Genomic DNA, 24,115 nt, shown 5'->3' with positions numbered 1-24,115 from the left:
CCTCACTCGCCGGTGAGCATCGCCGCGATCCGCTCGCGAGAGGGATGGCGGCGCACCTCGTGGGTGATCCCGTCGGCCACGAAGTGGAAGGCCGTGCGGATCCTGCCCAGCGGCAGCCCGGTGCTCTCGTGCCAGGCCAGGCGGTACAGCGACAGCTGCAGAGCGCGCTCGCGCAGCTGGGCGGGGCGCGGCACGCGCCCGGTCTTCCAGTCCACGATGATCACGCCGCTGTCGTCGTCCGGGTCGGCGAAGACCGCATCGATGACGCCGCGCACGGCGATCCGGCCCACCCGGGTCTGGACCGGGTGCTCGACCGCGATCGGGGTGCGGTCCGCCCACGGGGAGGCGACGAAGGCCTCCCGCAGCGCGCGGTCCTCCCCGCCGCCCTCGGCATCGGGGTCGGCGCGATCGGCCAGGTCCACCAGGTCCTCGAGATCCAGCAGGGTCGCACTGTCGTAGCGGGACTCGAGCCAGGCGTGGAAGGCGGTGCCGCGGGCGGCGGCCGCCGACGGACGACGGGGCAGGGGCCGCAGCAGCTCGATCGCGGCGTCCTGCGGGTCGCGGGCCTGGTGGACCACCTGGGAGGCGGACAGCCGCGGCGGGGAGTGCACGGCCGGGGGCGCGGCCTGCTGCTCGAGGTCCGCGATGGTCCGCCGCACGATCTCGGCGAGCGCCGGGTCGCCGGCCGCGAGCTCCTCGGGGGCGGGGTCCTCCCCCACCGCCGTCAGCAGCTCGGCGGCGCGGCGGCGTGCCCGCTCCGCCTCCCCCTCCGGCGGGGGCCACTGCCCCTGGGGCCGTTCGGCCTCCATCGGGTTCTGATCGGGGATCTCGTCCGCGGTGCGGAAGCGCTCGGGCACCAGCGGCCCGGCCTCGACGAGGTAGCGCGAGCGGGGGCGGGCGGAGGCCAGGCCCGTGCGCCAGGCCGCGGAGGTCAGCAGCAGGCGACGGCGGGCCCGGGTGACCGCGACATACATCAGGCGGCGGTCCTCGCGCAGCGACTCCTCGCCCTGGGCGAAGCGGTACTCCTCGATCAGACCCTCGGCGTCGACCTGCGTGTCCGCCTCGGCCCAGGCCAGCTCCGGCAGGGTGTCGGCGTCGCCGCGCAGCGCGGTGGGCACGGAGGCGGAGGCGAGCTTGTCGAGCCAGCCGCCCGCCGGGACCCGCACCCGCCCGGCCTCGTCGGTCTTCGCGCGGCGCAGGTCGTAGGAGGGCACCGAGCCCTCGGTGAGCCCGGCGACGGCCACCAGATCCCACTCCAGACCCTTCGCGGAGTGCATCGTCACGATGGTCACCGCGGCATCGGCGTCCTCCTGGGTCTCCGGGGCGGGGGCCGCGGTGACGGCCAGGCCCGCCTCCTCGTCCTCGCTGATCTCCAGCAGGTCCAGGTAGGCGCCGAGGCCGCCGCGCTGCGCGGTGCGGTCGAAGGCGGCCGCGTGGTCGCGCAGCGCCTCGAGGTCCGCCAGCGCCCGCGAGGAGGGGTCGTGGGCGAGCAGGGTCAGGTCGACGTCCAGCAGCCGCACGGCGGCGGTGACGAGATCGGGCAGCGGCAGGGGCAGCAGGCGCCGCATCTCGCGCAGCATCTGCTGGACCTGCTCGAGCCGGGCTCGGCCGGTGGCGGACAGGGCCCGCCCGGAGGGATCGATCCAGTCCCGCGGCGGCAGGTCGTCGACCGCGTCGACGAGGGAGACGGTCTCGGCCTCGTCCTCGCCGCCCGGGGCGTCGGCGCGGCGGCGCAGGCGCGAGCCCATCCGGTCCCGCCAGCGGCCCAGCACGGACAGGTCGCGGGCGCCGAGACGGACCCGCGGCCCGGTCAGCAACCGCATCAGCGCATCGCCGCGACCGGGATCGTGGGCGCAGACGAGGACGGCGCGGACGTCGGCCACCTCGGGGCGGTGCAGGAGGCCGCCGAGGCCGACCACGTGCACGGGCAGGCCTGCGGCCTCGAGCCCCTCGACCAGGGCGGGGATCTGGCGGCGGGCGCGCACCAGCACGGCGGCCGACGCCGGGGGCTCCTCCTGCGGGTCCTCGGCCCGGCGCTCCCGGATCCACGCCGCGATGGCCCGGGCCTCGGCCCGCTCGTCGGAGGCCTCGTGGATCTCGGCGGCCCCTTCTCCGGCGCCGGGGCGGGCCTGCAGCTCGGGGATGCTCAGTCCCGCGTCGGCCGCGCGCAGCGGGGCGGCGAGCGTGTTGGCGACGGCGAGGACGGCCTCGTCGTTGCGCCAGGACGTGGACAGGGTGCGCTGCAGCACGGGCTGCTCGGCGGTGGCGAAGGAGGCGGCGAAGCCGGCCAGCGAGGCGGCCGACGCGCCGCGCCAGCCGTAGATCGCCTGCTGCGGGTCGCCGACGGCGCAGGCGGCGTGGCCGGGGCCGAAGAGGTCGGTGAGCATCCGCAGCTGGGCGACGGAGGTGTCCTGGAACTCGTCCAGCAGCACCACGCGGTGCATGCGGCGGGCGAGCCGGCTCGCGGCGGGGACCTCGCGGGCGATCCGGGCGGCGAGGGAGACCTGGTCGGCGAAGTCGAGGGCGGAGCTGTCGGTGCGGACCGCGGCGAAGCGCTCCAGCAGCGGGATCAGGGCGAGCCGGGACTCGAGCGCCGCGAGGACGGAGGCGACGGCCTTGGGGGTGGTGCGGCGTCGCCCCTCGACCTGCAGCGGGATCTGGGAGAGGTGGTCGCGGATCTCGGTGAGGTGGGACCGCAGCTGTTCGGGGGTCACGAGGTGGTCGGCGATCGAGGAGGTCAGCGACAGCAGGGCCGCAGTGAGCGTGGCCGGGGAGGCCTCGAGGTCCAGGGAGTCGTCCCAGCCCTCGACGATCTCGTGGGCGAGCTGCCACGAGGCGGAGGTGGACATCATGGTCAGCTCGGGGTCGATGCCGACGGCGAGGGCGTGCTCGCGCACCAGGTCGAGGGCGAAGCCGTTGTAGGTGTGGACGAGGGGGCGCTGGCCGACCAGCTCGTCGCCGCCGCGCTCGAGGCCCGGCGGCAGGGCGAGGCCCTCGGCGCGAAGCGCCGCGGCCAGCGCGGCCAGGCGCGCGGTGATGCGGGCGGACAGCTCGTGGGCGGCCTTGCGGGTGAAGGTCAGCCCCAGCACCTGCCGGGGCTCGATCACCGCGTTGGCGATCAGCCACACCACGCGGGAGGCCATGGTCTCGGTCTTGCCGGAGCCGGCGCCCGCGACCACCAGCATCGGGGCCAGCGGGGCTTCGATGACGGCCGTCTGCTCGGCGGTGGGCGGGGGCTGGTCGAGCAGGGCCGCGAGGCGGGCGGCGCTGAGCGGGGCGGAGGCGTTCGCGCTCACAGCTGGTCTCCTTCGGGTTGCAGCGGGCAGCTGCTGCGCACCGCGCAGTGGGAGCAGTGGGCGTTCAGCCGGGCGGTGACGCGGCGGCCCGAGACGTCGCGGGAGACCTGGCTGACGAGGTCGTCGAACCAGGCGGGATCCTCCGCCCGGGCCAGGGCGCCCTGGGTGCGCACGGCCGCCTTCTTCGCGCCGGTGCCGACGTAGACCAGCTGGGCGCCGTTCAGCCGGCCCGGGGCGTCCTCGCCGAGCTCCTCGGCCAGAGCCCCCTCGCGCACGGCGGCCTGGTAGGCGGCCAGCTGCAGGTCGCTCTCCGCCGCGGCGGCGGATTTGGGGCTGCGGCCGGTCTTGAGGTCCACCACGCGCAGGCCGCTCGCATCGCCCTCGATGCGGTCGATGCTGCCGCGCAGGTGCACGCGGCCGAGCTCGACCTCGAAGGGGGCCTCGACCGCGAGCGGCTCCCCCGCCGTGCGCAGGTGCTGCGCCAGCAGCAGGGCCGCGTCCTCGGCGCGCCGCACCCGGCGCCTGCCGGACCAGGTCTCGGTGCCGGGGACGGAGCGGATCAGCGTGTGCAGCTCGGCGAGCAGGTCTGCGCTGTCGCCCTCGGGGCCGCGCGGGTGGACCTGGGCGAGGTGGTGCAGAGCAGTGCCGATGAGCTGGGCGGGTCCGCCGGAACGGGTGCCGCCGGCCCGTTCCATCAGCCAGGACTGCGGGCAGTCCACAGCGCGTTCGAGGGCCGAGGGGGACAGGGCGATGGGGGCGCCCTCCTCGTGCAGGGGTTCGAGGCTGCTGGGGTCCTGGTGGTACCAGCGCGCGGGATCGGTGCCGGGGGCTCCGGCACGGGCCAGCGCGTCCAGGGCGAGGGCCGCCTCGCGCGAGCGGCGGGGGTCCTCCTGGCGCAGTCGTGCCCGCAGCGCGGCCACCAGGGACCGCACGTCGGGGGCGGGGCCCGGGTCCTGTCTCAGGGCCTCCGACGTGATCCACGGTTCTCCCGCCCGCTCGGCGAGTGCGGCGACCGCCTCGTGCAGGGCGGAGGGCTCGAGCTGCTCGTCCTGGACGGCGGTGATCAGCACGCGGGTGCGGGCGCGGGTCATGGCGCTGACGGCCAGGCGCAGCTCGTCGGCGATCACCTGCTCGCGCTGGAGGGCCCGCAGCGCCTCGGGGTCGGCGGGCAGCTCCGTGCCGGCGCGGGCCCCGGCCAGCAGGGAGAGGTCGGCGGCGCCGAACAGGGTCGAGCGCAGGCGGAGGTCCGGCCAGGCCCCCTCCTGGACGCGGGCGAGCACGACGGTGTCGCGGTGCTCCCCGGCGAGCTGGGCCGGGGTGAGCACGGCGAGCCGGCCGCGGGGGGCTGCGGCCGGAGCGAGGGTGTCCTCGACGACGGCCTGGGCGCGGATCTGCTCGACGAGATCCAGGGCCCCGGCGCCGGGACGGCGGTCGGTGAGCCGCTCGGCGGCGGCGAACAGTTCGAGCAGGGCGTCCAGCCGGGCCCCGGCCATCCGGGAGCGGGCGCCGTCGACGTCGCCGGGGGCGCCGAGGGCGGCGCGGCGCCATCCCCCGGCGAGCCCGGAGGCGTCCCACGCGTGCCACAGGACCTGGTCGGCGGCGTCCTGGCGGTGCTCCCGCACCGCGCGGATCATGGCCCGCAGCCGGTGCACGGGGGCGGCGGCGCGGTCGCGGGCCCCCTCCTCGGGCAGCCCGGGGACCTCCTCATCCACCAGCGCCCGGGCCAGCAGCTGCTCGCTGGGGATCTCCGCGGAGGGATCGGCCGCCCGATGGGCGCCCAGCAGCAGGCGGCGGATGCGCCGCAGTCGCAGGGTGTCGGCGTCCCCGAAGGGCCCCCGCAGCAGCTGGGAGGCGACCCGGGGGTCGACGACCACCTCGTCCCCGGCGCAGCCCAGCTCGAGGAGGGTCAGCAGGTCGGCGATCGCGGGCACCTCCCGCAGCGGCTGCGGACGTCGGGGCGTGCGCACGGGCAGCCCGGTGCGGGAGAGCAGGTCCGCGACGTCGGCGACGGCGGCCCCGGAGCGGCACACCACGGCCATGTCGTCATAGGCCACGCCCTCGCGGTGGTGCAGGTCGCGCAGCGCGGAGCCGATCAGGCGGGCCTCGTCCAGCGGGTCCTCCGCCTCCAGCACCGCCAGGCCCCGCCCCGGCGTCGCCCGCGGGCGCCGCGAGGCGACGCTCGATCCGGACAGCGGCAGCCTCCCGCGCAGGGTGTCGACCGCCGCGACGATCCCGTCGGCGCAGGCGTGAGAGCCCTCCAGCGTCACCTCGGAGACCGGCCGGGGCAGGAGGCCGCGGAGCCGGTCCGCGGCGTCCGGGAGCGCCCCGCGGAAGGTGTCCACGGCGATGTCGGGGCTGCTGCAGAGCATCACGGTCGACCCCGAGGCGGCGAGCGCGGCGACCAGGGCGATGCCGGCGGAGGTGAGGTCCTGGGCGTCGTCGACCACCACGGTGGCGAAGGGCGGCGGGGTCCGGGGGTCCTCGAGCAGTCCGGCAGCGCGCCGGACCAGGCCGCCCGAGTCGAGGCGGGGCCCGGCGTCGAGGGCGGCGGCGGCCTCCAGATCCAGCACGCCGAGATAGTCGCGCAGGATCGCGGCGGCGTCGGACCAGGCCGGTCGGGCCCGTGCACGCCCGAGCTGCTCGAGGTCGTGCGGGGTCAGGCCCAGTTCGGTGGCGCGGGTGATGAGGTCTCGCAGCTCGGTGCGGAAGCCGGGCAGGGTGCGGGCCCCGGGGTCGACCTCGAGCGTCCAGGCCTCCCTCTCACCGATCAGCTCGGCCAGCAGGGCGTCCTGCTCCGCGCCGGTGACGAGGGTCGGCTCGCCGAGGCCGCGGCCGAGGGCGTCGGCCCGCAGGAGTGCATGGCCGAGGGCGGGCGGGGTCATCGCGCGGGCTCCCCCGGCGCCGTGGACGGCCAGGGCATCGCGCAGGCGTCCGGCGGCCAGACGGCGCGGGGCCAGCAGCAGCGTGCCGGCCCCGGCATCGGCCGCCGTCGCCAGGGCCAGCGCGGTGCGCCCGCTGCCGGGCCCGCCGTGCACCAGCACATCGGTCCCCGCCAGGACCAGGTCCCGTGCGCGGCGCTGCTGCGCATCGAGCGCGTCCGGGTCGAGCACCACCGGCAGGGCAGCCAGGTCCGGTCCGAGCAGACGGATCCGCTCGCCCGTCCCGCCCCGCTCGCCCGCTCCGGGCCCGTCGCCTCGCATGAGCCCATTCCACCTCACCGGGGTGACGGACGGGGGCCACCACGCGGTGGTGACGGAGCGGTAGAGTGCGATGGATCACCGTGCCCCGTCATCTGCGAGGAGGCCGACGCCATGTCGCCGTCACCGACGCCCCGGATGCCCCGCGCGCAGCGGCGCACCCAGCTGCTCGAGCTCGCCACGCGCGTGTTCACGCAGAAGGGGTTCCAGGCCACGAGCATGGATGACATCGCCTTCGCCGCGGGGGTCACCAAGCCGGTGCTCTACCAGCACTTCTCGTCCAAGGAGACGCTGTACGTCGAGGTCATCGACATCATCGCCGAGCAGCTGTTCGACGAGGTGCGCGAGATCGGCTCCTTCGACGGGGACACCCGCGGACGCGTCCGCCACGGGCTCGAGCGCTTCTACCAGCTGGTCTCGCTCGAGAACGCGCTGCGGCTGTTCACGGGCAACGAGCCCGTCTCCGAGACCGTCCAACGGCGCGCCGACGCAGTGCTGGATCAGATGGCCGTCGAGCTGGCCGAGGTGCTGGCCGCCTCCCGCCGGATGAGCACCATCGAGTCCCGGGTCATCGGCCGGGGGCTGATCACCGCCACCCAGTCCACCGCCCGGCTGCTCCACGAGGCCTCCGACGACGCCGAGCGCGAGGAGATCCTCGAGATGATGACGACGTTCATGGTGCACGGGCTGACGGGCTTCGCCCCGCTGGAGAACCCTCGGATCGTCGGCACTGTGCTGGGAGCGGACGGGACCGCGCACCCCGGGTCCGACGGGTAGACTTCCCTCGTCACGCACTGCTCATCCCGCCAGTTCGGCGGAGGGAAGGACATCGCCATGGAGATCCGCATCGGCATCCAGCACTCGCCCCGCGAGATCGTCATCGAGTCCGAGGAGAAGACCGAGGAGCTGCTCGCGCGGCTCGACGCCGCCGTCGCCGACGGCTCTCCCGTCACCCTCGTCGACGACAAGGGGCGCACCGTGCTGATCCCCGGTGCGAAGGTGGCCTTCGCGGAGATCTCCACCGAGGAGCCCCGCCGCGTCGGCTTCCTCGGCTGATGCTCCGTGAACGCCGCTGAGAGTTCTGCCGAGGAACCCGGCGCGTCCGCGGAGCCGGTGGCCTCGGAGGAGTCCGCCACACAGCGGCGTCGGCGCCGGATCCGTCGGGTCCGCGCGCTGCACATCACGACCACCGCGGTGGTCGCCCTGCTGGGAGCGATCGTCGGCATCCTGCTGGTTCCCGCCACCCGGGTCGACGTCGGCCCGCTGACCGCGAGCGTGCACCTGCGCCCTTCGCTGAGCTCCCAGACCGTGCTGCTGCTGCCGCCGGTCGGTGAGGTCGCCTTCGACACCCACGCGGCACCGGTGCGCATCGAGGCCCGGGTCCAGGGCGTGGACATCGACAAGGCGGAGGCGCTGTTCTACTCCGACACCGGCTTCACGGAGCTCACGCAGACCGCTCCCGAGGCGCTGACCGCCGCCGCCGCCAAGAACGCCGTGCTGAACGCGCTGTTCGCGGCCGCCGGAGCCGGGCTCGCGGTCGGCCTCACCTTCCGTCGCGCCCGGCGCGCCCTGATCGCGGGCGGCACCACCGTCGCGGTGGTGGGGGTGTCCGTGGTGGTCACCTCGGTGACCTTCCGTCCCGACGCCCTGTACCAGCCCAAGTTCGACGGGCTGCTCTCCCAGGCCGCCTATGTCGCCGACATCGGCCAGGCCACGGTCGCCGACTACCAGAGCTACCGGGACACCCTCGCCCAGTTCGTCGGCCAGGTCTCCGCCCTGTACATCGCGGCGGACTCGCTGCCGGTGGGGCTGAGCGAGGAGAACCTGGTCACGGTCCTGCATGTCTCCGACATCCACGACAACCCCCAGGCCTACGACGTCATCGAGCAGCTGCACACGCAGTTCGCGATCGATCTCGTGATCGACACCGGCGACATCGTCTCCTGGGGCACGCCGCTGGAGGCCGAGCAGCTCAGCGTGATCGGCGAGCTGGACGTGCCCTACGTGTACATCAGCGGCAACCATGACGGCGCCACGGCGGCCGCGACCATCGAGGCCCAGCCCAATGCGTTGGTCCTGGACAACGAGGTCGTCGAGGTCGACGGACTGACCATCGCCGGGATCGGCGATCCGCGCTTCGCGGCGGACGACGACTCCGACACCACCGGCTGGCAGGCCGGCAAGGAAGCGGTGGAGGCCAGCGGCTTCCAGCTCGGCGACACCATCACCGCCTACGACGACGAGCACCCCGACGCGCCCGTCGACCTCGCCCTGATCCATGATCCGACGCAGCCGGCGGGCCTCGAGGGGCGCGTGCCGCTGGTGCTCTCGGGACACATGCACACCTCGAAGGTCGAGCTGGACCGCGACGGCTCGGGCACCGACTGGCTGACCGTCGGCTCCACCGGCGGGGCGCTCGCCTCCGGCGGCGTGGCCCCGGTGCTGCAGGGCGATTCCCCCCTGGATCTCACCGCCCGGATGCTCTACTTCGACCGCACCAGCGGGCAGCTGGTCGCCTATGACGACATCGTCATGGGCGGTCTCGGACTGGTGTCGGTCTCGATCCAGCGCACCCAGATGGAGCCCGAGCAGGAGCCGCTCGAGGTGCCCGAGGACGCCGAGACCCCCGAGGCCCCGATCCCCTCCGAGCAGGAGGTCGAGCCGGGCGAGGGGCTGCCGGACGAGGATCGCGTCACCCCGACGGCTCCGAGCAGTCCGCTGCCCGAGGTCAGCGACGGCGGCGAGGGCTGATCGCCGAGCACCCTCGACGCCGGGGGCTACCATGGACAGGACTACCCATGATCAGAGAGTTGAACGGTGCCTGAAACCATCCCGCACACCGAGGAGGCCGCGTCGGCCTCCCCCGCCGTCGAGCAGAGCTCCGGCACCCCCGAGGAGACGTTCGCCGATTTCGACGTCCGCGAGGACATCGTCGAGGCGCTCGCGTCCAAGGGGATCATCCATCCGTTCCCGATCCAGTCGATGACGCTGCCGATCGCCCTGCGCGGCCGCGACATCATCGGCCAGGCCAAGACCGGCACGGGCAAGACGCTCGGCTTCGGCATCCCGCTGCTGCAGGCCGCCGTCGCCCCCGGGGAGGACAACCCCGACGGCCGCCCGGTCGGCAAGCCGCAGGCCCTCGTGGTCCTGCCCACCCGCGAGCTCGCGGTGCAGGTCGCCACGGACCTCCAGGCGGCCTCGGCGAAGCGCCCCGTGCGCATCCTGACCGTCTATGGCGGCCGCGCCTACGAACCGCAGATCGAGGCCCTCGAGAAGGGCGTCGAGGTGGTCGTGGGCACCCCCGGGCGCCTGATCGACCTCATGCGCCAGAAGTACCTGGACCTGTCCCAGGTGCGCACCGCGGTGCTGGACGAGGCCGACGAGATGCTCGACCTCGGCTTCCTCGAGGACATCGAGAAGCTGCTGCAGGCGGTGCCGACCACGCGCCAGACCATGCTGTTCTCCGCGACGATGCCCGGCCCGATCATGGCCCTGGCGCGTCGCTTCATGAGCCGGCCCACCCATATCCGGGCCCATGACCCGGGCGACGGCGCGCGCACCAAGGCCGACATCAAGCAGGTCGTCTACCGTGCCCATCAGCTCGACAAGATCGAGGTCATGGCCAGGGTGCTGCAGGCCCGCGGGCGCGGACTGACGATCATCTTCATGCGCACCAAGCGCCAGGCGGACCGGGTGTCGGGCGATCTCGCCGACCGCGGCTTCGCCGCCGCCCCGCTGCACGGCGACCTCGGCCAGGGCGCCCGCGAGCAGGCGCTGCGCGCCTTCCGCAACGGCAAGATCGACGTGCTCGTGGCCACCGACGTCGCCGCTCGCGGCATCGACGTGACCGACGTCACGCACGTGGTGAACTGGAACTGCCCGGACGACGACAAGACGTACCTGCACCGCACCGGCCGCACGGGCCGCGCCGGCAAGAAGGGCACCGCGGTGACCTTCGTCGACTGGGAGGACCTGGCCCGCTGGGGGCTCATCGCCCGACAGCTGGGACTGGAGTCCGCCGAGGCCGTGGAGACCTACTCCACCTCCGAGCACCTCTTCACCGAGCTCGACATCCCCGCCGGGGCCAAGGGCACGCTGCCGAAGGACGAGCGCACCCGCGACGGTCTGGACGCGGAGACGATCGAGGACCTCGGCGGCCCCGACCATGCCGGACGCGGCGGTCGCGAGGACAGCCGCGGGGGACGCGGCGGCCGAGGAGGTCGCGAGAGCGGGCGCAGCGGCGGTCGCGAAGGGGGTCGCAGCGGCGAGCGCCGCGAACACCCCCGGCGCGACGGCGGGCGCCGCGACGAGAGTGATGGCGAGCGCGACGCCGTGCGCGACGGGCGCTCCCAGCGCGGCGACGGCGAGGGCGGGAGTCCGCGCCGTCAGCGCAGCCGGTCCCGCACCCGACGCGTGCACGGAGAAGTGGTCAGCGAACAGAAGCCGGGCGAGACCGCCGCTGAAGGGTCGTCGCAGGGAGCTTCCGACGGCTCCTCCTCGCAGCGTCGCCGCCGCTCCCGCGGCGGACGTGGCCGCGGCGGACGCTCCGGCGGCTCCCAGGAGGGCTGACGGCCCGCCGCCCCAGGACGAACGATCGGCGCCCGGGATCCCCACGGATCCCGGGCGCCGATCTCTCATCCGGCCACGATCCCCCACTCGGTGAGGAAGGCCCGCACGGCGTCGAAGATCATCTGGGTGCTGATCGCCGCCAGCAGGACCCCGGAGATACGGGTGACCAGGGTGACGCCGCCGTCACCGAGCACCCGGGCGATGACACCCGCGAAGCGCATGGCGAGGTACATGGTCGCCGCGAGCAGGACCATGGCCAGGACCAGGGACCCGATGCGCGCGGCCTCGCCGCCGGTCTGCTGCACGAAGAGCATCACGGCCACGATCGCGCCCGGCCCGCCCAGCAGCGGGGTGCCCAGCGGCACCAGCGCCACGTTGACGCCCTCGCTCGCCCCCATCTCGTCCTCCTTGCCGGCCAGCAGCTGGAGGGCGACGATCAGCAGCAGCAGACCGCCGGAGAACTGCAGCGCCGGCAGCGAGATGTGCATGTAGTCGAGGATGAACTGCCCGAACAGGGCGAACACCGAGATGATCAGCACCGCGACGCCGACCGCGACCAGCGCGGCCCGAGACCGCTGCTTCGCGGTGAAGGTGCTGGTCAGCGAGAGGAAGATGGGGACGGTGCCCGGGGGATCGATGATGACGAAGAGGGTGACGAATACTCCCGTGAGGAAGCTGAAGTCGACCAGGTTCACGGATGGATGACCTCGGTGCTGCTCGTGGCGCGGTGGGTGATCGCGGCCAGGACGTCCGGCTGCGTGAGGTTCTCTCCGAGCCGGTTGGGTTTGCCCGCGCCATGGTAGTCGCTGCCGCCCGTGATCAGCAGATCATGGGCGGTGGCGAAGTCCCGCAGCCGGGCTCGCTCGGCCTCGTCGTGCTCGCGATGCTCGACCTCGATCCCGGCCAGGCCCGCGCCGACCATCTCCTCGAGCAGATCCACCGGCAGGTCCGCATCGCGGGTCACCGATCCGGGGTGCGCCACGATCGCCACCCCGCCGGCCTCCCGGATCGCCCGCACGGCCTGCACCGGGCCCGGCGCGTAGTAGGGCACGTAGTAGGGCCCCGAGGGACTCAGGATCTCCTGGAACGCCGCCGAGCGGTCCGGGATCGCCCCTCGGGCGACGAGGGCGTCGGCGATGTGCGGGCGCCCGATCACGGTCGTCTCCCCGGCGGCCTGGGCGCGCACGTCCTCCCAGGTGATCGGGTGGTCGGCCGCGATCAGCTGGACCATGGACCGCGCCCGCTCGACGCGGGAGCAGCGGGCCCGCGCCATCTCCCGGGCCAGCTCCGAGTCCGCATCGGGCTCCACCAGCAGGGCGAGCACGTGGACGCTGAGGCTCTCGTGCTCGGCGGAGACCTCGATGCCGGGCACCACCGCGACGCCGGTCGCGGCGACCGCCTGCGGCAGCTCCGCCCAGCCGTCGATCGTGTCGTGATCGGTCAGGGCCAGGACGTCCAGCTGCGCCCGCCGGGCACGGCGCAGCAGCTCGTCGACACCGCACGTACCGTCCGACCAGGACGAGTGGGTGTGCAGGTCGATGCGCTCACTCATAGGCCCAGCGTAGACCGCGGCGTGAGACCATCGAGGGGTGAGCACCGAGAACACCGAGACCAGCCCCAAGGACCTCAGCAAGGACCTCGCCTCCCGCGGCGACTCGCGCAGTCAGCGCCCCACCAATGCGGCGTTCCGCGAGTTCATCGCCTCCGGATGGGACGAGACGGTTCCGGACGCCGAGCGCCGCGCGGCCGCGGACGCGACCCCGGCTCGTCGTGACGCGCTGGTGCGCGCCCTCCCGGCGACGCGGCTGGTGCTGCCGGCCGGTGTGCTCAAGGTCCGCTCCAACGACACGGACTACCCCTTCCGCCCGGACACGGCCTTCGCGTACTACGCCGGACTGGGCACCGACGAGGAGCCCGACAGCGTTCTGGTCGTCGAGCCGTCTGCGGAGGATCCCGAGCGGTCGGAGGCGATCTACTTCTTCCGCCCCCGTGCGGGCTTCGACACCGCCGAGTTCTACGCCGACGCGCGCTACGGAGAGATGTGGGTGGGCCGCCGTCCGACGCTGGCCGAGGCCTCCCAGCGTCTGGGCATCGAGGTGCGCCACATCGACGACCTGCGCGACCACCTCGCCAAGGACGTCGGCGCGCAGCTGTCGCTGTCGATCATGCCGGGCGTGGACGCCGCCGTGGAGGCGATGGTCGACGAGATCCGCACCCAGAACGGCCTGCCGGGCGGGGACGAGGCCGCTGCCGCCCACGCCGCGCTGAAGGAGACCGCCAGCGAGCAGCGACTGGTCAAGGACGAGTACGAGATCGGCCAGATGCGGGAGGCGGTCGCCGCCACGATCCGCGGCTTCGAGGACATCATCGGCCACCTGCCCGAGGCGGTCGACCACCCCCGCGGCGAGCGGATCATCGAGGGCGTCTTCGCGGCCACCGCCCGCGCGGACGGCAACGGCGTCGGCTACGACACGATCGCCGCCGCCGGTGACCACGCCTGCACGCTGCACTGGATCCGCAATGACGGGCGCGTCCGCGCCGACGAGCTGGTGCTGGTCGACGCCGGCGTCGAGGTCGACTCGCTGTACACCGCCGATGTCACCCGCACCCTGCCGGTCTCGGGCACCTTCTCCCCCGTCCAGCGCAGGGTCTACTCCGCCGTGCTGGAAGCGGCGGATGCCGCCTTCGCCGTGGCCCGCCCCGGGCTGCGCTTCCGCGAGCTGCATGCCGCGGCGATGGAGGTCCTCGCCGGACATCTTCAGCAGTGGGGCCTGCTTCCCGGCACCGCCGCGGAGTCCCTCGCCCCCGAGGGACAGTGGCACCGCCGCTGGATGCCGCACGGCACCAGCCATCACCTGGGCATGGACGTGCACGACTGCGCGCAGGCCCGCCGCGAGATGTACCTGGACGCGGAGCTGGAGACCGGGATGGTCTTCACCATCGAGCCGGGCCTGTACTTCAAGGAGAACGATCTGCTGGTGCCCGAGGAGCTGCGCGGGATCGGGGTGCGCATCGAGGACGACGTCCTGGTGACCGCCGACGGCGTGGAGAACCTCTCGGCCGCCGCGCCCCGTCGTCCGGAGGACGTCGAGGCCTGGATGGCTGGTCTGCGGCGGTGAGCTCCACCGCCCCGCCGCGCTTCTACGCGGCGCGCCTGACCGGTACCACGGTCTTCGACCCGCTCGGGGACGTGGTGGCGACGGTGCGCGACGTCGTGGTGGTGCCGCAGGCGCGGGAATCGGCGCGCGCCGTGGGTCTGGTGGTGGAGGTCGCCGCGAAGCGCCGTGCGTTCCTGCCCATCACCCGGGTCACCGCGATCTCCCCGGGCCAGGTGATCTCCACCGGGGTGCTCAACGTGCGCCGCTTCGAGAAGCGCACCGGTGAGCTGCTGGTGATCGGCGATCTGCTGGACCGGGTGGTCACCCTCTCCGACGGCTCCGGCGAGGCGACGGTGCTGGACATCGCCCTGGACCAGGACCGGCACAAGGACTGGACGGTCTCCCGCCTGTTCCTGCGCCGTCGCCGCCGCGGCGGCGGCCCGCTCGGCCGCCTGGTCTCCCGCGGGGAGACGATCACCTCCCCGGTGGCGGAGGTCAGCGGCCTGTACGGCACGCAGGCGGAGCAGTCCGCGCACCTGCTGGCGGCCTCCTATCAGGACCTCAATCCCGCCGATCTCGGCGAGATCATCCAGGAGCTGGACCCCAAGCGGCGGATCGAGCTGGCCGGTGAGCTGGCCGACGACCGCCTGGCGGACGTTCTCGGCGAGCTGCCGGAGGACATCCGGGTCGAGGTCGTCACCGGGCTGGACGCCGCCCGCGCGGCGGACGTGCTGGACGTCATGGACCCTGACGATGCCGCCGACATCGTCGGCGAGCTGCCCGAGCAGGTCGCCGGTCAGCTGCTGGACCTGATGGCGCCGGAGGAGGCGGAGGACGTCCGTCGCCTGCTCGCCTACGACGAGTACACCGCCGGCGGCATGATGACCACGGAGCCGCTGGTCGTCGCCCCGGAGACCCCGGTGGCGCACTGCCTGGCGATGATCAGCCGGGAGGCGCTGCACGCGGCGCTCGCCTCGACGGTCCACGTGTGCCGTTCCCCGCTGGAGACTCCGACCGGCCGTCTGCTGGGCATCGTCCACTTCCAGCAGCTGCTGCGGGAGCGCCCGGACCGCCCCGTCGGCGAGATCCTCGACGCGGACAAGGTCGCCGTGCCCCCCACGGCCCCGCTGTCCGGGGTGACCCGCGAGATGGCCACCTACAACCTGGTCTCGATCCCGGTGATCGACGAGGACGGGCGCCTGCTGGGCGCGGTCACCGTCGACGACGTGCTGGACCACATGCTGCCCGACGACTGGCGCGAGCAGGACGAGCCGGTGCCGACCACCGGCCAGATCGACCTCTCGCAGATCGCCCGGGCCACCGCCCGTGACGACGCGAAGGAGGGCTGAGCATGGCCGAGCACCATCCGCCGCCGCTCGACGACCCGGCTCCCCGGCGCCGTTCGCTCGTGCGCAACCCGCTGCGCGGCGACGCCTTCGGTCGTGGTGCCGAGGGCTTCGCCCGCATGATGGGCACCCCGGCCTTCCTGGTCGGGATGACCTTGTTCTGCGCGGTCTGGCTGACCTGGAACTCGCTGGCGCCGGTCTCCGCACAGTTCGATCCGCGGGCGCTGAACTTCACGCTGCTGACGCTGATCCTGTCGCTGCAGGCCTCCTACGCCGCTCCCCTGCTGCTGCTGGCCCAGAACCGCCAGGACGACCGCGACCGCGTCCAGGCCGAGCAGGACCGCCAGTCCAATGACCGCAACCACGCCACCACGGACTTCATCACCCGCGAGATCGCCTCGCTGCGCCTGGCGCTGAACGACGTCGCCACCCGCGATTTCGTGCGCAGCGAGCTGCGCGACCTGCTCGAGGACCTCGAGCCCACCGATGAGACGTCCGCCGAACGCGCCGGAACCGCCCCGGTCGACGCCGCCGCCCTGCGCACCATCCTGCGCGAGGAGATCGATGCGGTGCTGACCGAGCGGGAGCGCACCGGCGCCCCCGACCGCACGAAGGAGCAGAACGCACCGTGAGCACGACAGAGCACACAGAGCACACAGAGCATCACGCCGATGACCGCGTCGCCCGGATCCACGAGGCCCTGACGACGGTGATCGACCCCGAGATCCATAAGCCGATCACCGAGCTGGGGATGGTCGACGACGTGAGCGTCGACGAGGACGGCACCGCCCGGGTCCGGGTGCTGCTGACGATCGAGGGCTGCCCGATGCGAGACCGGATCGAGCGCGACACCGCCGAGGCGGCCGCGACCGTGCCGGGACTGAGCCGGGTCGAGGTCGAGACGGGGTCGATGACCGAACAGCAGCGTCGGGCGCTGACCGCGCAGCTGCGGGAGGGGCGGCGAGAGATCCCCTTCAACCAGCCCGGCTCGCTGACCCGCATCTTCGCCATCTCCTCCGGCAAGGGCGGGGTCGGCAAGTCCACGGTGACCGCGAACCTGGCGGCGGCGATGGCGGCGGACGGCCTGCGGGTGGGCGTCATCGACGCCGACATCCACGGTTTCTCGATGCCCGGCATGTTCGGCATCACCGAACAGCCCACCAAGGTCTCCGACCTGCTGATGCCGCCGGCGGCCCACGGCGTGGCCGTGATGAGCATCGGGATGTTCGTGCCCGAGGGGCAGGCCGTCGTCTGGCGCGGTCCGAAGATGCACCGGGCGATCGAACAGTTCGCCTCCGACGTGTACTGGGGCGATCTCGACGTGCTGCTGCTGGACCTGCCTCCGGGCACCGGGGACGTCGCGATCTCGGTCGCCCAGCTGCTGCCGGGCGCGAAGATGGTCGTGGTGACCACCCCGCAGCAGTCGGCGGCCTCGGTCGCCGAGCGGGTCGGCTCGCTGGCCGCCTCGACCGAGCAGGAGATCGCGGGCGTGGTCGAGAACATGACGGGGCTGACCCTGCCCGACGGCTCCGTGATGGACGTCTTCGGCACCGGCGGCGGTGACCGGGTGGCCGCGACCCTCGGCGAGGCGGTGGGCCACGACGTTCCGGTGCTGGGCCGCGTCGGCCTGGACCCGGCGCTGCGCGAGGGCTCCGATCAGGGGACGCCGCTGGTCACCTCGGATCCGGACTCCCCCACCACGGCGGCGCTGCGGGACATCGCCCGCTCGCTGGTGAACCGGCCGCGCGGCCTCGGGGGCATGAAGCTGCCACTGTCCGTGGCACGGAGCTGAGCGTGGCACGGAGCTGAGCGCGGCACGGAGCCGGGCGCGGCCCGGAGCTGATCCGCTCAGGTGGCCTCGGGGTCGAAGGGCGCCCGCTTCGGGCCCTCGTCCTTGGCGCTCTTGCCGCCCTTCTTCCCGCCGGCGGCCTTCTTCGCGGCGCCGGCGGCGCCCGCACCGGTGGCGATCGACAGCGAGTCCTTGTCCGGCAGGAGCTCTTCGAGGTCCGTATCGCCCCAGGCCTCGCGGATGATGCGCCGCGGGTCGTACTGGCGGGGGTCGTACTTGCGCAGATCCTCCATGGCGATGCCCATCTCGTCCTCGACGGTGGCACGGGAGTCGTCGACCCAGCGACGGGCCTGCCGCACCCACTGCACGAGCTGCCGCGTGAGATCGGGGAGGCGCTGGGGTCCGACGATCACCAGGAACACGACCAGCAGGATGACGAGCTCCCACCCGCCGAGTCCCAAGAATCCGGTGCCGCCCATGTCCCACCTGTACGCGTCGTCGACTGATCTGCAGACCCATTATTGCATCGCGGCGGCCCCCGGGTTCCCAGCCAGGGCGGCTTGTTGGCATAGTCTGGGCGCGTTCGTACGGACCATCGGAAGGAAGCGCACATGTCGTCGGGAAAGGTGACCAGCTGGGCCCATGGCGAGGAGTTCGTCGACGAGGCGCTGCTCTTCTCCGACGACGGCGTCCTCGCCCGCGCCCGGGAGCGGGGCAACGAGCTGGGCGCGACCCCGGTCCTGCCCGGCGCCGGGGCGCTGATGCGGGTGCTCGCCGCCGCGGTGCAGGCCCGGTCGGCCGTCGAGATCGGCACCGGCAGCGGCGTCGGCTCCCTCTACCTGCTCGCGGGCATGCACCCCGACGGAGTGCTGACCACCATCGACCCGGAGGTCGAGAATCAGCGCGCCGCACGGGTGTCCTTCGCCGAGGCGCAGATCCGCTCCCCGCGGGTGCGGACCATCGCCGGCAGCCCGCGCGACGTCGTCGGCCGCCTCACCGATCACGCCTACGACCTGGTGAGCTTCCCGGCCCAGGCTCCGCACGCCCTGGATCTGCTCGAGCACGCCCGGCGCCTGCTGCGTCCCGGCGGAGTGCTGGTGATCCCCCACGCCCTCTATCACGACCGGGTCGCCGACCCCACGGCACGCGATGCGCGGACCCGCTCGGTGCGCGAGGTGCTGCGGGCCGTCTCCGCATCGGAGGACCTGATGCCGGCGCTGACCGGCAGCGGCGACGGGGTGCTCGCCGCGGTGCTGCGGCCCGCCCGACGCTGACGACGCAGGGCGGCCCCGCACCGAACCGGTGCGGGGCCGTCCTCACGAGCCGTTCAACGGGTCAGGACGGGATCACGCCCTTCAGCGCGTCATGAAGCTCCACGGCCTCCGACGCGGCGATCTCGACGACCAGACGGCCGCCCCCCTCGAGCGGGACGCGCATGATGATGCTGCGTCCCTCCTCCACGACCTCGAGCGGACCGTCCCCGGTGCGCGGCTTCATAGCAGCCATGGCGTGCCTCCTTGATGGTGTCGCTGCCTGCGAGGGGCTCCCCCGGACGGGGCCTCGGACAGCGCGCGTACGGTGGCTATTATCTCAGGTTCCGCGAGCGGTTCGTACGCCGGCGTCTCCGGCGGCGCCGCGGGGCCTCGATCCCGTCGCCGATCCGACCCTGGGCGAGCAGCACCATGAGCACCGCCACCACCGCTGCGACCAGCAGCAGGAGCAGCACGATCGGGCTGACGGCGGTCATCGGTCGGTGGCCTCACGGAGCACCTCGAGCGCCTCCTCGGCGGTGTCCACGACACGCAGCAGATCGACGTCGACCGCGTTGATCGTCCCGCCCTCGAGGACGGCGCCGCCCAGCCAGTCCAGCAGGCCCTGCCAGTACGAGCGCCCCACCAGCACCACCGGGAACAGGTCGATCTTGTGGGTCTGCATCAGGCACAGCGCCTCGAACAGCTCATCGAAGGTGCCGAAGCCGCCGGGCATCACCACGAAGCCGCTGGAGTACTTCACGAACATGGTCTTGCGGGCGAAGAAGTACCGGAAGTCGACCCCGAGGTCGACATACTCGTTCATCCCCTCCTCATGGGGCAGCTCGATCCCGAGGCCGACGGAGACGCCGCCCGCCTCCTGGGCGCCTCGGTTGCCGGCCTCCATGATGCCGGGGCCGCCTCCGGTGATCACGGCGTAGCCGAGGTCGACCACGCCGTGGGCGATCTCGAGCGCGCACCGGTAGTAGGGATGCTCCGGGCCGAGTCGGGCGGAGCCGAAGATCGAGATGGCCGGGCCCAGCTCGGCCAGCGCCCCGAAGCCCTCGACGAACTCGGACTGGATGCGCAGCACCCGCCAGGGATCGGAGTGGACCCAGTCCCCGGGCCCGGACTCCTCCAGCAGTCGCTGGTCCGTGGTGCGCTCGGGGCGCTGGGTGCCGCGCAGCGTGACGGGCCCCTTGCGGTGGCGTGCTCGTTCCTCGGGCGTCATCGTCGAAGCGTATCGGCTGTGCGGGTGCTCGGTCGCCGCAGGAGCAGGACCACGACGCCCAGCACGGCCCAGATCGCGCCGACGACCAGCGCCACCGGGCTGGCGGCGACCAGCACGACGATCAGCAGGCCGGCGCCGAGCACGGGGATGACCAGGTGCCGCATCGGGCGCACCGCTCCCCCGCGTCGGCGCACCACGAAGTAGCCGATCACGGAGGCGTGCACGAGCACGAACCCGGTGATGGCGCCGACGTCGACCATCGAGGAGACCAGGTTCAGACCGTCCCCGCGGGTGGAGGCCCACCCGGCGACCAGGACGTTCCCGGCGGAGGCCACGAGCACGCCGACCACCGGGACGCCGGTGCGGGCCGACAGGCGGGAGAAGACGCGCGGCAGGGAGCCGGATCGCCCCATGTCCCAGATGATGCGGCTGGCGGCGGCCTGTCCCACCAGGGCGCTGAAGATCGCTCCGATGCCCTTGGCCAGCGACAGCAGGGCGTGCAGCAGGGGGGAGATCTCGGAGTCGACCATGGCGTAGTAGGCGTCGCCCTGCAGCGAGGGGTCGGCCTGCAGCTCCGCGGTGGTCAGCGGGGACAGCAGCGCCCCGACGTAGGACTGGAGGATGAACAGGAAGCCGGCCACGACGAGGCAGACGAGGGTGGCCCGCCCGACGACCTTCGCGCCCCCGCGGGTCTCCTCGGCGAAGGTGGCCAGGGCGTCGAAGCCGAGATAGGACAGCACGGCGATGCTGACGGCGCTGAGCACGAGACCCGCATCCAGTCCGGCCGCCCCGCCGGTGAGCGGGTCGAGCCAGCCGCGGGTCGGGCCGGCGGTCGCCAGCACCCAGATCCCGACGACGAGGACGGCGGCCAGGACCACCACCTCGGCGATCACCACCACGGTGGAGACCCAGGCCGTCACCGTGACCCCGGTGAGGTTCAGCCCGGTCGAGATCACGACCGCGGCGATCACGAACACCCACACCGGGATCTGCGGGAGCAGCGAGTGCAGGGCGATGCCGCTGAAGAGGTAGGCGACCGAGGGGATGAGCAGGTAGTCCAGCAGCATCATCCACCCGCCCATGTGGCCGGTGCGGCGGCCGATGCCCTCGGAGGCATAGGCGAAGACGCTGCCGGCGCGCGGCACCGCCGCGGACATCAGCGCATAGCTCGACGCGGTCAGCGCCATGACGATCGTGGCCACCAGGTAGACCACCGGCACCACGCCGCCGGAGACCGCATCCAGCGTGCCCCAGACACCCACCGCGGCGGCCGGACCGATGAAGACCAGGCCGTAGGCGAGCAGCTGCGGCAGGCCGAGGCTGCGGTGCAGGGAGCCCGTGCCGTCGGCGCTCATCAGCGGGTGACTCCCAGCCAGCGGCCCAGGACCTCGCGGGTCGAGCGGAGGTCGGTCAGCGGCACGTGCTCGTCGTCGGTGTGGGCGAGCAGCGGATCACCGGGCCCGAAGTTCACCGCCGGGGTCCCCAGGGCGGCGAAGCGGGCCACATCGGTCCAGCCCTGCTTGGCGGCGAGGGTGACGTCCTCCCCCAGGGCGGCGAGGAAGTCCGCCGCGGCGGGGTCGGAGAGTCCCGGCAGCGCGCCGGCGGCGGAGTCCGTGATCGTGATCTCGAGGTCGAGCCCGGCCAGCACCTCGCGCACATGCGCCTCGGCCTGCTCGACGGAGGTGTCGGGCGCGAAGCGGTAGTTCAGCAGGGCGGTGGCGCGATCGGGGATCACGTTGCCGGCGATACCGCCGGAGATCTCCACGGCATTGAGGCACTCGCGGTACTCGAGCCCGTCGATCACGGCGCGGCGGGCCTCGTAGGCGGCCAGGCGCTCGAGCACCGGCGCGAGGTGGTGGATCGCGTTGTCCCCCACCCAGTCGCGGGCCGAGTGGGCGGCGATGCCGCGCGCGGTGACGGCGAGCTTCATGGTGCCCTTGCAGCCGCCCTCGACGCCGGCCGAGGTCGGCTCGCCGAGGATCGCGAAGTCCGCCGAGAGATGGTCGGGATGCTCGGCGGCGATGCGGGTCAGGGAGTTGTCCGCGGCCGCGACCTCCTCATGGTCGTAGAACACCCAGGTGAGGTCGACGGGGGCGGTGACGGCCTCGACCGCGAGCTGCAGGAACACCGCGACGCCGCCCTTCATGTCGCAGCTGCCGCGCCCGACGAGCTCCTCGCGGCCGGCTCGGGTGCGTCGGGTCGACGGCAGGTTGTCCGCCACCGGGACGGTGTCGAGGTGGCCGGCCAGCAGCACCCGGCGGTCCAGACCGCGGTGGGTGCGGGCGATGACCGTGTCCCCGTCGCGGATCACCTCGAGGTGATCGGCGTGGGTGCGCAGCGCGGCCTCGACCGCATCGGCGAGCGCCGCCTCGTTCCCGGAGACCGATTCGATGTCGACGATCGCGGCGGTCAGCTCGACGATGTCGGCGTGAGGGTCCAGGACGGGCGCGGGAGCAGTGTGCATACGGCCATCGTGCCACCGTCGGCCCGTCGCCTGCGGGTCACGGGGCGCGGGTCACAGATCGCCCAGTGCTCCCCCGGCCCGGGCCAGACGCAGGGCGACGGCCTCGGCGTGGCGCAGCAGCTGCGCGGAGGTGCCGGGTTCGGCGGTGATCGCCGAGCCGGGCTGCGCGGTGGACACCGGGACCCCCACCAGCAGGCGCCGCTCGTAGACGGTCCCGTCCGTCCCGATGGGGGCGTAGAGCCCGTCCACGGCGATGGATCCGGTCAGCATCCGTCGGCGGCTGCCGCGGGAGGCCCAGGAATCCTTCTGGACCTCCCCGCGCTCGCGCCACGCCCCGATCAGGGCGCTGCGGTAGGCGGGCAGGTCCACCGGCGGAAGGTGCGCCTCGAGCACGCCGTCGCACAGGATGGCCGGGCCGTCGGCCCCCCGCGCCGCGAAGCGCCCCGCCTCATCGTCGATGTCCAGGTGCATGCGCGGCCCGAGGAACCGCACCAGTCCTGCTTCCTCGAGGGCGAGCAGCTGGCGCACCCGCGCCACGGGCGGGCCGGAGGCCCAGGAGGCGAAGGCGTTGCGCAGGTGTCCGTCGATGTCGCGGCGCACGGAGTCGGTGGTGTACGCCCCCAGGTCGATGAGCCGGTTCACCTGGGTGCGCATGGCGATCAGCACCCGGTAGACGAGCACCCAGGCGGGATCGGGATCGGTGGCCGCGCGCAGGGAGCCGCGCAGCACCTCGCGGGTGCGCCGGTGGGCCTCGGCCGTCTCACCGCCGCGTCGGCCGAAGGGGAACAGCCATCGCAGCAGCACCTCGTCGGTGGCGAGCTCGGCGAAGCCGGCCCCGGCGAGCGCCCGGCGCAGCTCGGCGAGGATCAGCGGCATCACCTCCCGCTCGTGGTCGACGCCCGCCGAACGCACCGCCAGCTCCAGCACCCGCTCGCCGGTGAGGATCTGCGGGGAGTGCGGGGCGGGCGGCTCGGGGCCGAGATCGGGCTTGGGGCGGTAGACCATGCCGGAGCGGGAGCCGACGACGAGGCGCGGCTCATCGCCGCCGGGCAGGTAGCGCAGTCCCGAGGGGGCGCGGTCGTCGGGGACGAAGCGGCCGCCGGCGGCGGCGGTGAGCATGCCGACCGCGTCGTAGAAGTTCAGGCCCAGGCCCTGCACGGCGATCGACTCGCGGCCCAGCAGCGAGACGTAATCCACCTCGAGCGGGTTGTCGGGACCGAGGTGGACCAGGCCGTGACGGACGGCGGCGTCGGCGAGCTGCTGGGAGCGGGGGCCGAGCGCGGTGGGCAGGTGGCCGAGGGCGAGGGCCACGGCATCGGCCCGCAGCACGCGGCTGTCGCTGAGCCGCACCCGCTGGATCCCGTCGGCCGGCCCGGTGATGTCCACCGCCTCGGCGCCGTGGTGGACGATCCGCAGCCGGGCCGGGTCCGCGTCGGCCTCGGCGGTCTCCAGCACGCGGGCGAGGTAACGGCCATGGGCGGCGCGGGAGGCGAAGTCGCCGGGACCCAGGCCCTCCGCGGCGAGGTGGTCGGCGAGGGTCTCGGAGTGCAGGGACGGCATCACCGCGTGGCAGCTGGCGTCGGGATACATCGTGGTCTGGCAGGTGGTGGTGTTCATCAGCAGCACCTCGGACTGGTCGTGCCGCCAGACCCTGCCGCCGCGGCCGACGAAGGGATCCACCAGGTGCACGGTCAGCGGTCCGCGCCAGTCGCGACGGTGGGAGGCGGCGACCAGGCGCTCGATGATCGCCGTGCCCCGCGGCCCCGCCCCGATCACGGCGACGGTGCGGGCGAGATCGGGGGTGGCGACGGTCATCCCCCCAGTATGGCGCGGGCGGAGCGCCTCACCGGGCGGGCCCAGGTCTGTGATCATGGA

20 protein-coding genes are annotated in these 24,115 nt (G+C 73.6%); 9 read left to right on the top strand and 11 right to left on the bottom strand.

All coding sequences use genetic code 11. The features are described 5' to 3' along the window. Nucleotides 1-2 precede the first annotated feature (2 nt). Entirely contained in the window at nucleotides 3-3,296 is a 3,294-nt protein-coding gene (locus JOF44_RS18965; RefSeq protein WP_209895124.1) for an ATP-dependent helicase, read from the bottom strand. Beyond that, nucleotides 3,293-6,496, bottom strand: a complete 3,204-nt coding sequence (locus JOF44_RS18960; protein ID WP_209895122.1) for a UrvD/REP family ATP-dependent DNA helicase — start codon at nucleotides 6,494-6,496, stop codon at nucleotides 3,293-3,295. Before JOF44_RS18960 ends, JOF44_RS18965 begins: the two co-directional genes overlap by 4 nt. A 111-nt stretch (nucleotides 6,497-6,607) precedes the next feature. On the opposite strand from JOF44_RS18960, the gene JOF44_RS18955 reads away from it, so the two are divergent. From JOF44_RS18955 to JOF44_RS18940, 4 genes are all read left to right on the top strand, one after another. Further along, nucleotides 6,608-7,270 carry a TetR/AcrR family transcriptional regulator gene (locus JOF44_RS18955; protein ID WP_209895120.1) on the top strand — a complete coding sequence of 221 codons (663 nt, stop codon included), beginning with the start codon at nucleotides 6,608-6,610 and terminating at the stop codon, nucleotides 7,268-7,270. Nucleotides 7,271-7,327: 57 nt separating this feature from the next. Beyond that, on the top strand, nucleotides 7,328-7,549 hold the full coding sequence (locus JOF44_RS18950) for a DUF3107 domain-containing protein (RefSeq protein WP_209895118.1): 222 nt from the start codon (nucleotides 7,328-7,330) through the stop codon (nucleotides 7,547-7,549). Between the two features lie 6 nt (nucleotides 7,550-7,555). Then, a complete protein-coding gene (locus JOF44_RS18945; RefSeq protein ID WP_342591850.1) occupies nucleotides 7,556-9,244 on the top strand; it encodes a metallophosphoesterase family protein in 1,689 nt (562 codons plus the stop codon). A 66-nt stretch (nucleotides 9,245-9,310) separates the two neighbouring features. Next, nucleotides 9,311-11,062 carry a DEAD/DEAH box helicase gene (locus JOF44_RS18940; protein ID WP_209895116.1) on the top strand — a complete coding sequence of 584 codons (1,752 nt, stop codon included), beginning with the start codon at nucleotides 9,311-9,313 and terminating at the stop codon, nucleotides 11,060-11,062. Between the two features lie 65 nt (nucleotides 11,063-11,127). On the opposite strand, the gene JOF44_RS18935 is transcribed toward JOF44_RS18940, so the two are convergent. Further along, nucleotides 11,128-11,757: a MarC family protein gene (locus JOF44_RS18935; RefSeq protein ID WP_209895114.1), complete on the bottom strand. Its 630-nt coding sequence runs from the start codon at nucleotides 11,755-11,757 to the stop codon at nucleotides 11,128-11,130. After that, nucleotides 11,754-12,614 carry a PHP domain-containing protein gene (locus JOF44_RS18930; protein WP_209895112.1) on the bottom strand — a complete coding sequence of 287 codons (861 nt, stop codon included), beginning with the start codon at nucleotides 12,612-12,614 and terminating at the stop codon, nucleotides 11,754-11,756. Before JOF44_RS18930 ends, JOF44_RS18935 begins: the two co-directional genes overlap by 4 nt. A 37-nt stretch (nucleotides 12,615-12,651) precedes the next feature. On the opposite strand from JOF44_RS18930, the gene JOF44_RS18925 reads away from it, so the two are divergent. From JOF44_RS18925 to JOF44_RS18910, 4 genes are read left to right on the top strand one after another with little or no spacing between them, the layout of a single operon-like run. Next, complete coding sequence (locus JOF44_RS18925; protein ID WP_209895110.1) at nucleotides 12,652-14,181, top strand: aminopeptidase P family protein; 1,530 nt, start codon at nucleotides 12,652-12,654, stop codon at nucleotides 14,179-14,181. After that, nucleotides 14,178-15,509 carry a magnesium transporter MgtE N-terminal domain-containing protein gene (locus tag JOF44_RS18920; protein ID WP_209895108.1) on the top strand — a complete coding sequence of 444 codons (1,332 nt, stop codon included), beginning with the start codon at nucleotides 14,178-14,180 and terminating at the stop codon, nucleotides 15,507-15,509. The genes JOF44_RS18925 and JOF44_RS18920 overlap by 4 nt, the downstream gene beginning before the upstream one ends. Nucleotides 15,510-15,511: 2 nt before the next feature. Next, nucleotides 15,512-16,138, top strand: a complete 627-nt coding sequence (locus JOF44_RS18915) for a DUF1003 domain-containing protein (protein ID WP_209895106.1) — start codon at nucleotides 15,512-15,514, stop codon at nucleotides 16,136-16,138. Beyond that, a complete protein-coding gene (locus JOF44_RS18910) occupies nucleotides 16,135-17,298 on the top strand; it encodes an Mrp/NBP35 family ATP-binding protein (RefSeq protein ID WP_209895104.1) in 1,164 nt (387 codons plus the stop codon). The genes JOF44_RS18915 and JOF44_RS18910 overlap by 4 nt, the downstream gene beginning before the upstream one ends. A 56-nt stretch (nucleotides 17,299-17,354) precedes the next feature. Here the strand turns inward: JOF44_RS18910 and JOF44_RS18905 are convergent, their stop codons facing one another. Beyond that, nucleotides 17,355-17,774, bottom strand: coding sequence for a twin-arginine translocase TatA/TatE family subunit (locus tag JOF44_RS18905; RefSeq protein WP_209895102.1), 420 nt, complete (start codon nucleotides 17,772-17,774; stop codon nucleotides 17,355-17,357). A 132-nt stretch (nucleotides 17,775-17,906) separates the two neighbouring features. Between JOF44_RS18905 and JOF44_RS18900 the strand changes: the two genes are divergently transcribed. Next, nucleotides 17,907-18,569, top strand: a complete 663-nt coding sequence (locus tag JOF44_RS18900; protein WP_209895100.1) for an O-methyltransferase — start codon at nucleotides 17,907-17,909, stop codon at nucleotides 18,567-18,569. Between the two features lie 61 nt (nucleotides 18,570-18,630). Here the strand turns inward: JOF44_RS18900 and JOF44_RS18895 are convergent, their stop codons facing one another. The 6 genes from JOF44_RS18895 to JOF44_RS18870 form a co-directional block, all read right to left on the bottom strand. Further along, on the bottom strand, nucleotides 18,631-18,801 hold the full coding sequence (locus tag JOF44_RS18895) for a DUF3117 domain-containing protein (protein WP_076810596.1): 171 nt from the start codon (nucleotides 18,799-18,801) through the stop codon (nucleotides 18,631-18,633). Nucleotides 18,802-18,880: 79 nt separating this feature from the next. Continuing rightward, nucleotides 18,881-19,042, bottom strand: a complete 162-nt coding sequence (locus JOF44_RS18890) for a hypothetical protein (RefSeq protein ID WP_209895098.1) — start codon at nucleotides 19,040-19,042, stop codon at nucleotides 18,881-18,883. Beyond that, entirely contained in the window at nucleotides 19,039-19,776 is a 738-nt protein-coding gene (locus JOF44_RS18885; protein WP_209895096.1) for an LOG family protein, read from the bottom strand. Before JOF44_RS18885 ends, JOF44_RS18890 begins: the two co-directional genes overlap by 4 nt. Then, a complete protein-coding gene (locus JOF44_RS18880) occupies nucleotides 19,773-21,131 on the bottom strand; it encodes an APC family permease (RefSeq protein ID WP_209895094.1) in 1,359 nt (452 codons plus the stop codon). Before JOF44_RS18880 ends, JOF44_RS18885 begins: the two co-directional genes overlap by 4 nt. Continuing rightward, nucleotides 21,131-22,240 (bottom strand): succinyl-diaminopimelate desuccinylase, encoded by a 1,110-nt coding sequence (gene dapE, locus JOF44_RS18875; protein ID WP_209895092.1) that lies wholly within the window; start codon nucleotides 22,238-22,240, stop codon nucleotides 21,131-21,133. Before dapE ends, JOF44_RS18880 begins: the two co-directional genes overlap by 1 nt. 51 nt (nucleotides 22,241-22,291) lie before the next feature. Beyond that, nucleotides 22,292-24,112, bottom strand: coding sequence for an FAD/NAD(P)-binding protein (locus JOF44_RS18870; protein WP_245349017.1), 1,821 nt, complete (start codon nucleotides 24,110-24,112; stop codon nucleotides 22,292-22,294). Nucleotides 24,113-24,115: the final 3 nt, after the last annotated feature.

This window comes from Brachybacterium fresconis, from assembly GCF_017876515.1.
GTDB lineage: Bacteria > Actinomycetota > Actinomycetes > Actinomycetales > Dermabacteraceae > Brachybacterium > Brachybacterium fresconis.
This window is presented reverse-complemented; position numbering and strand designations above follow the sequence as displayed.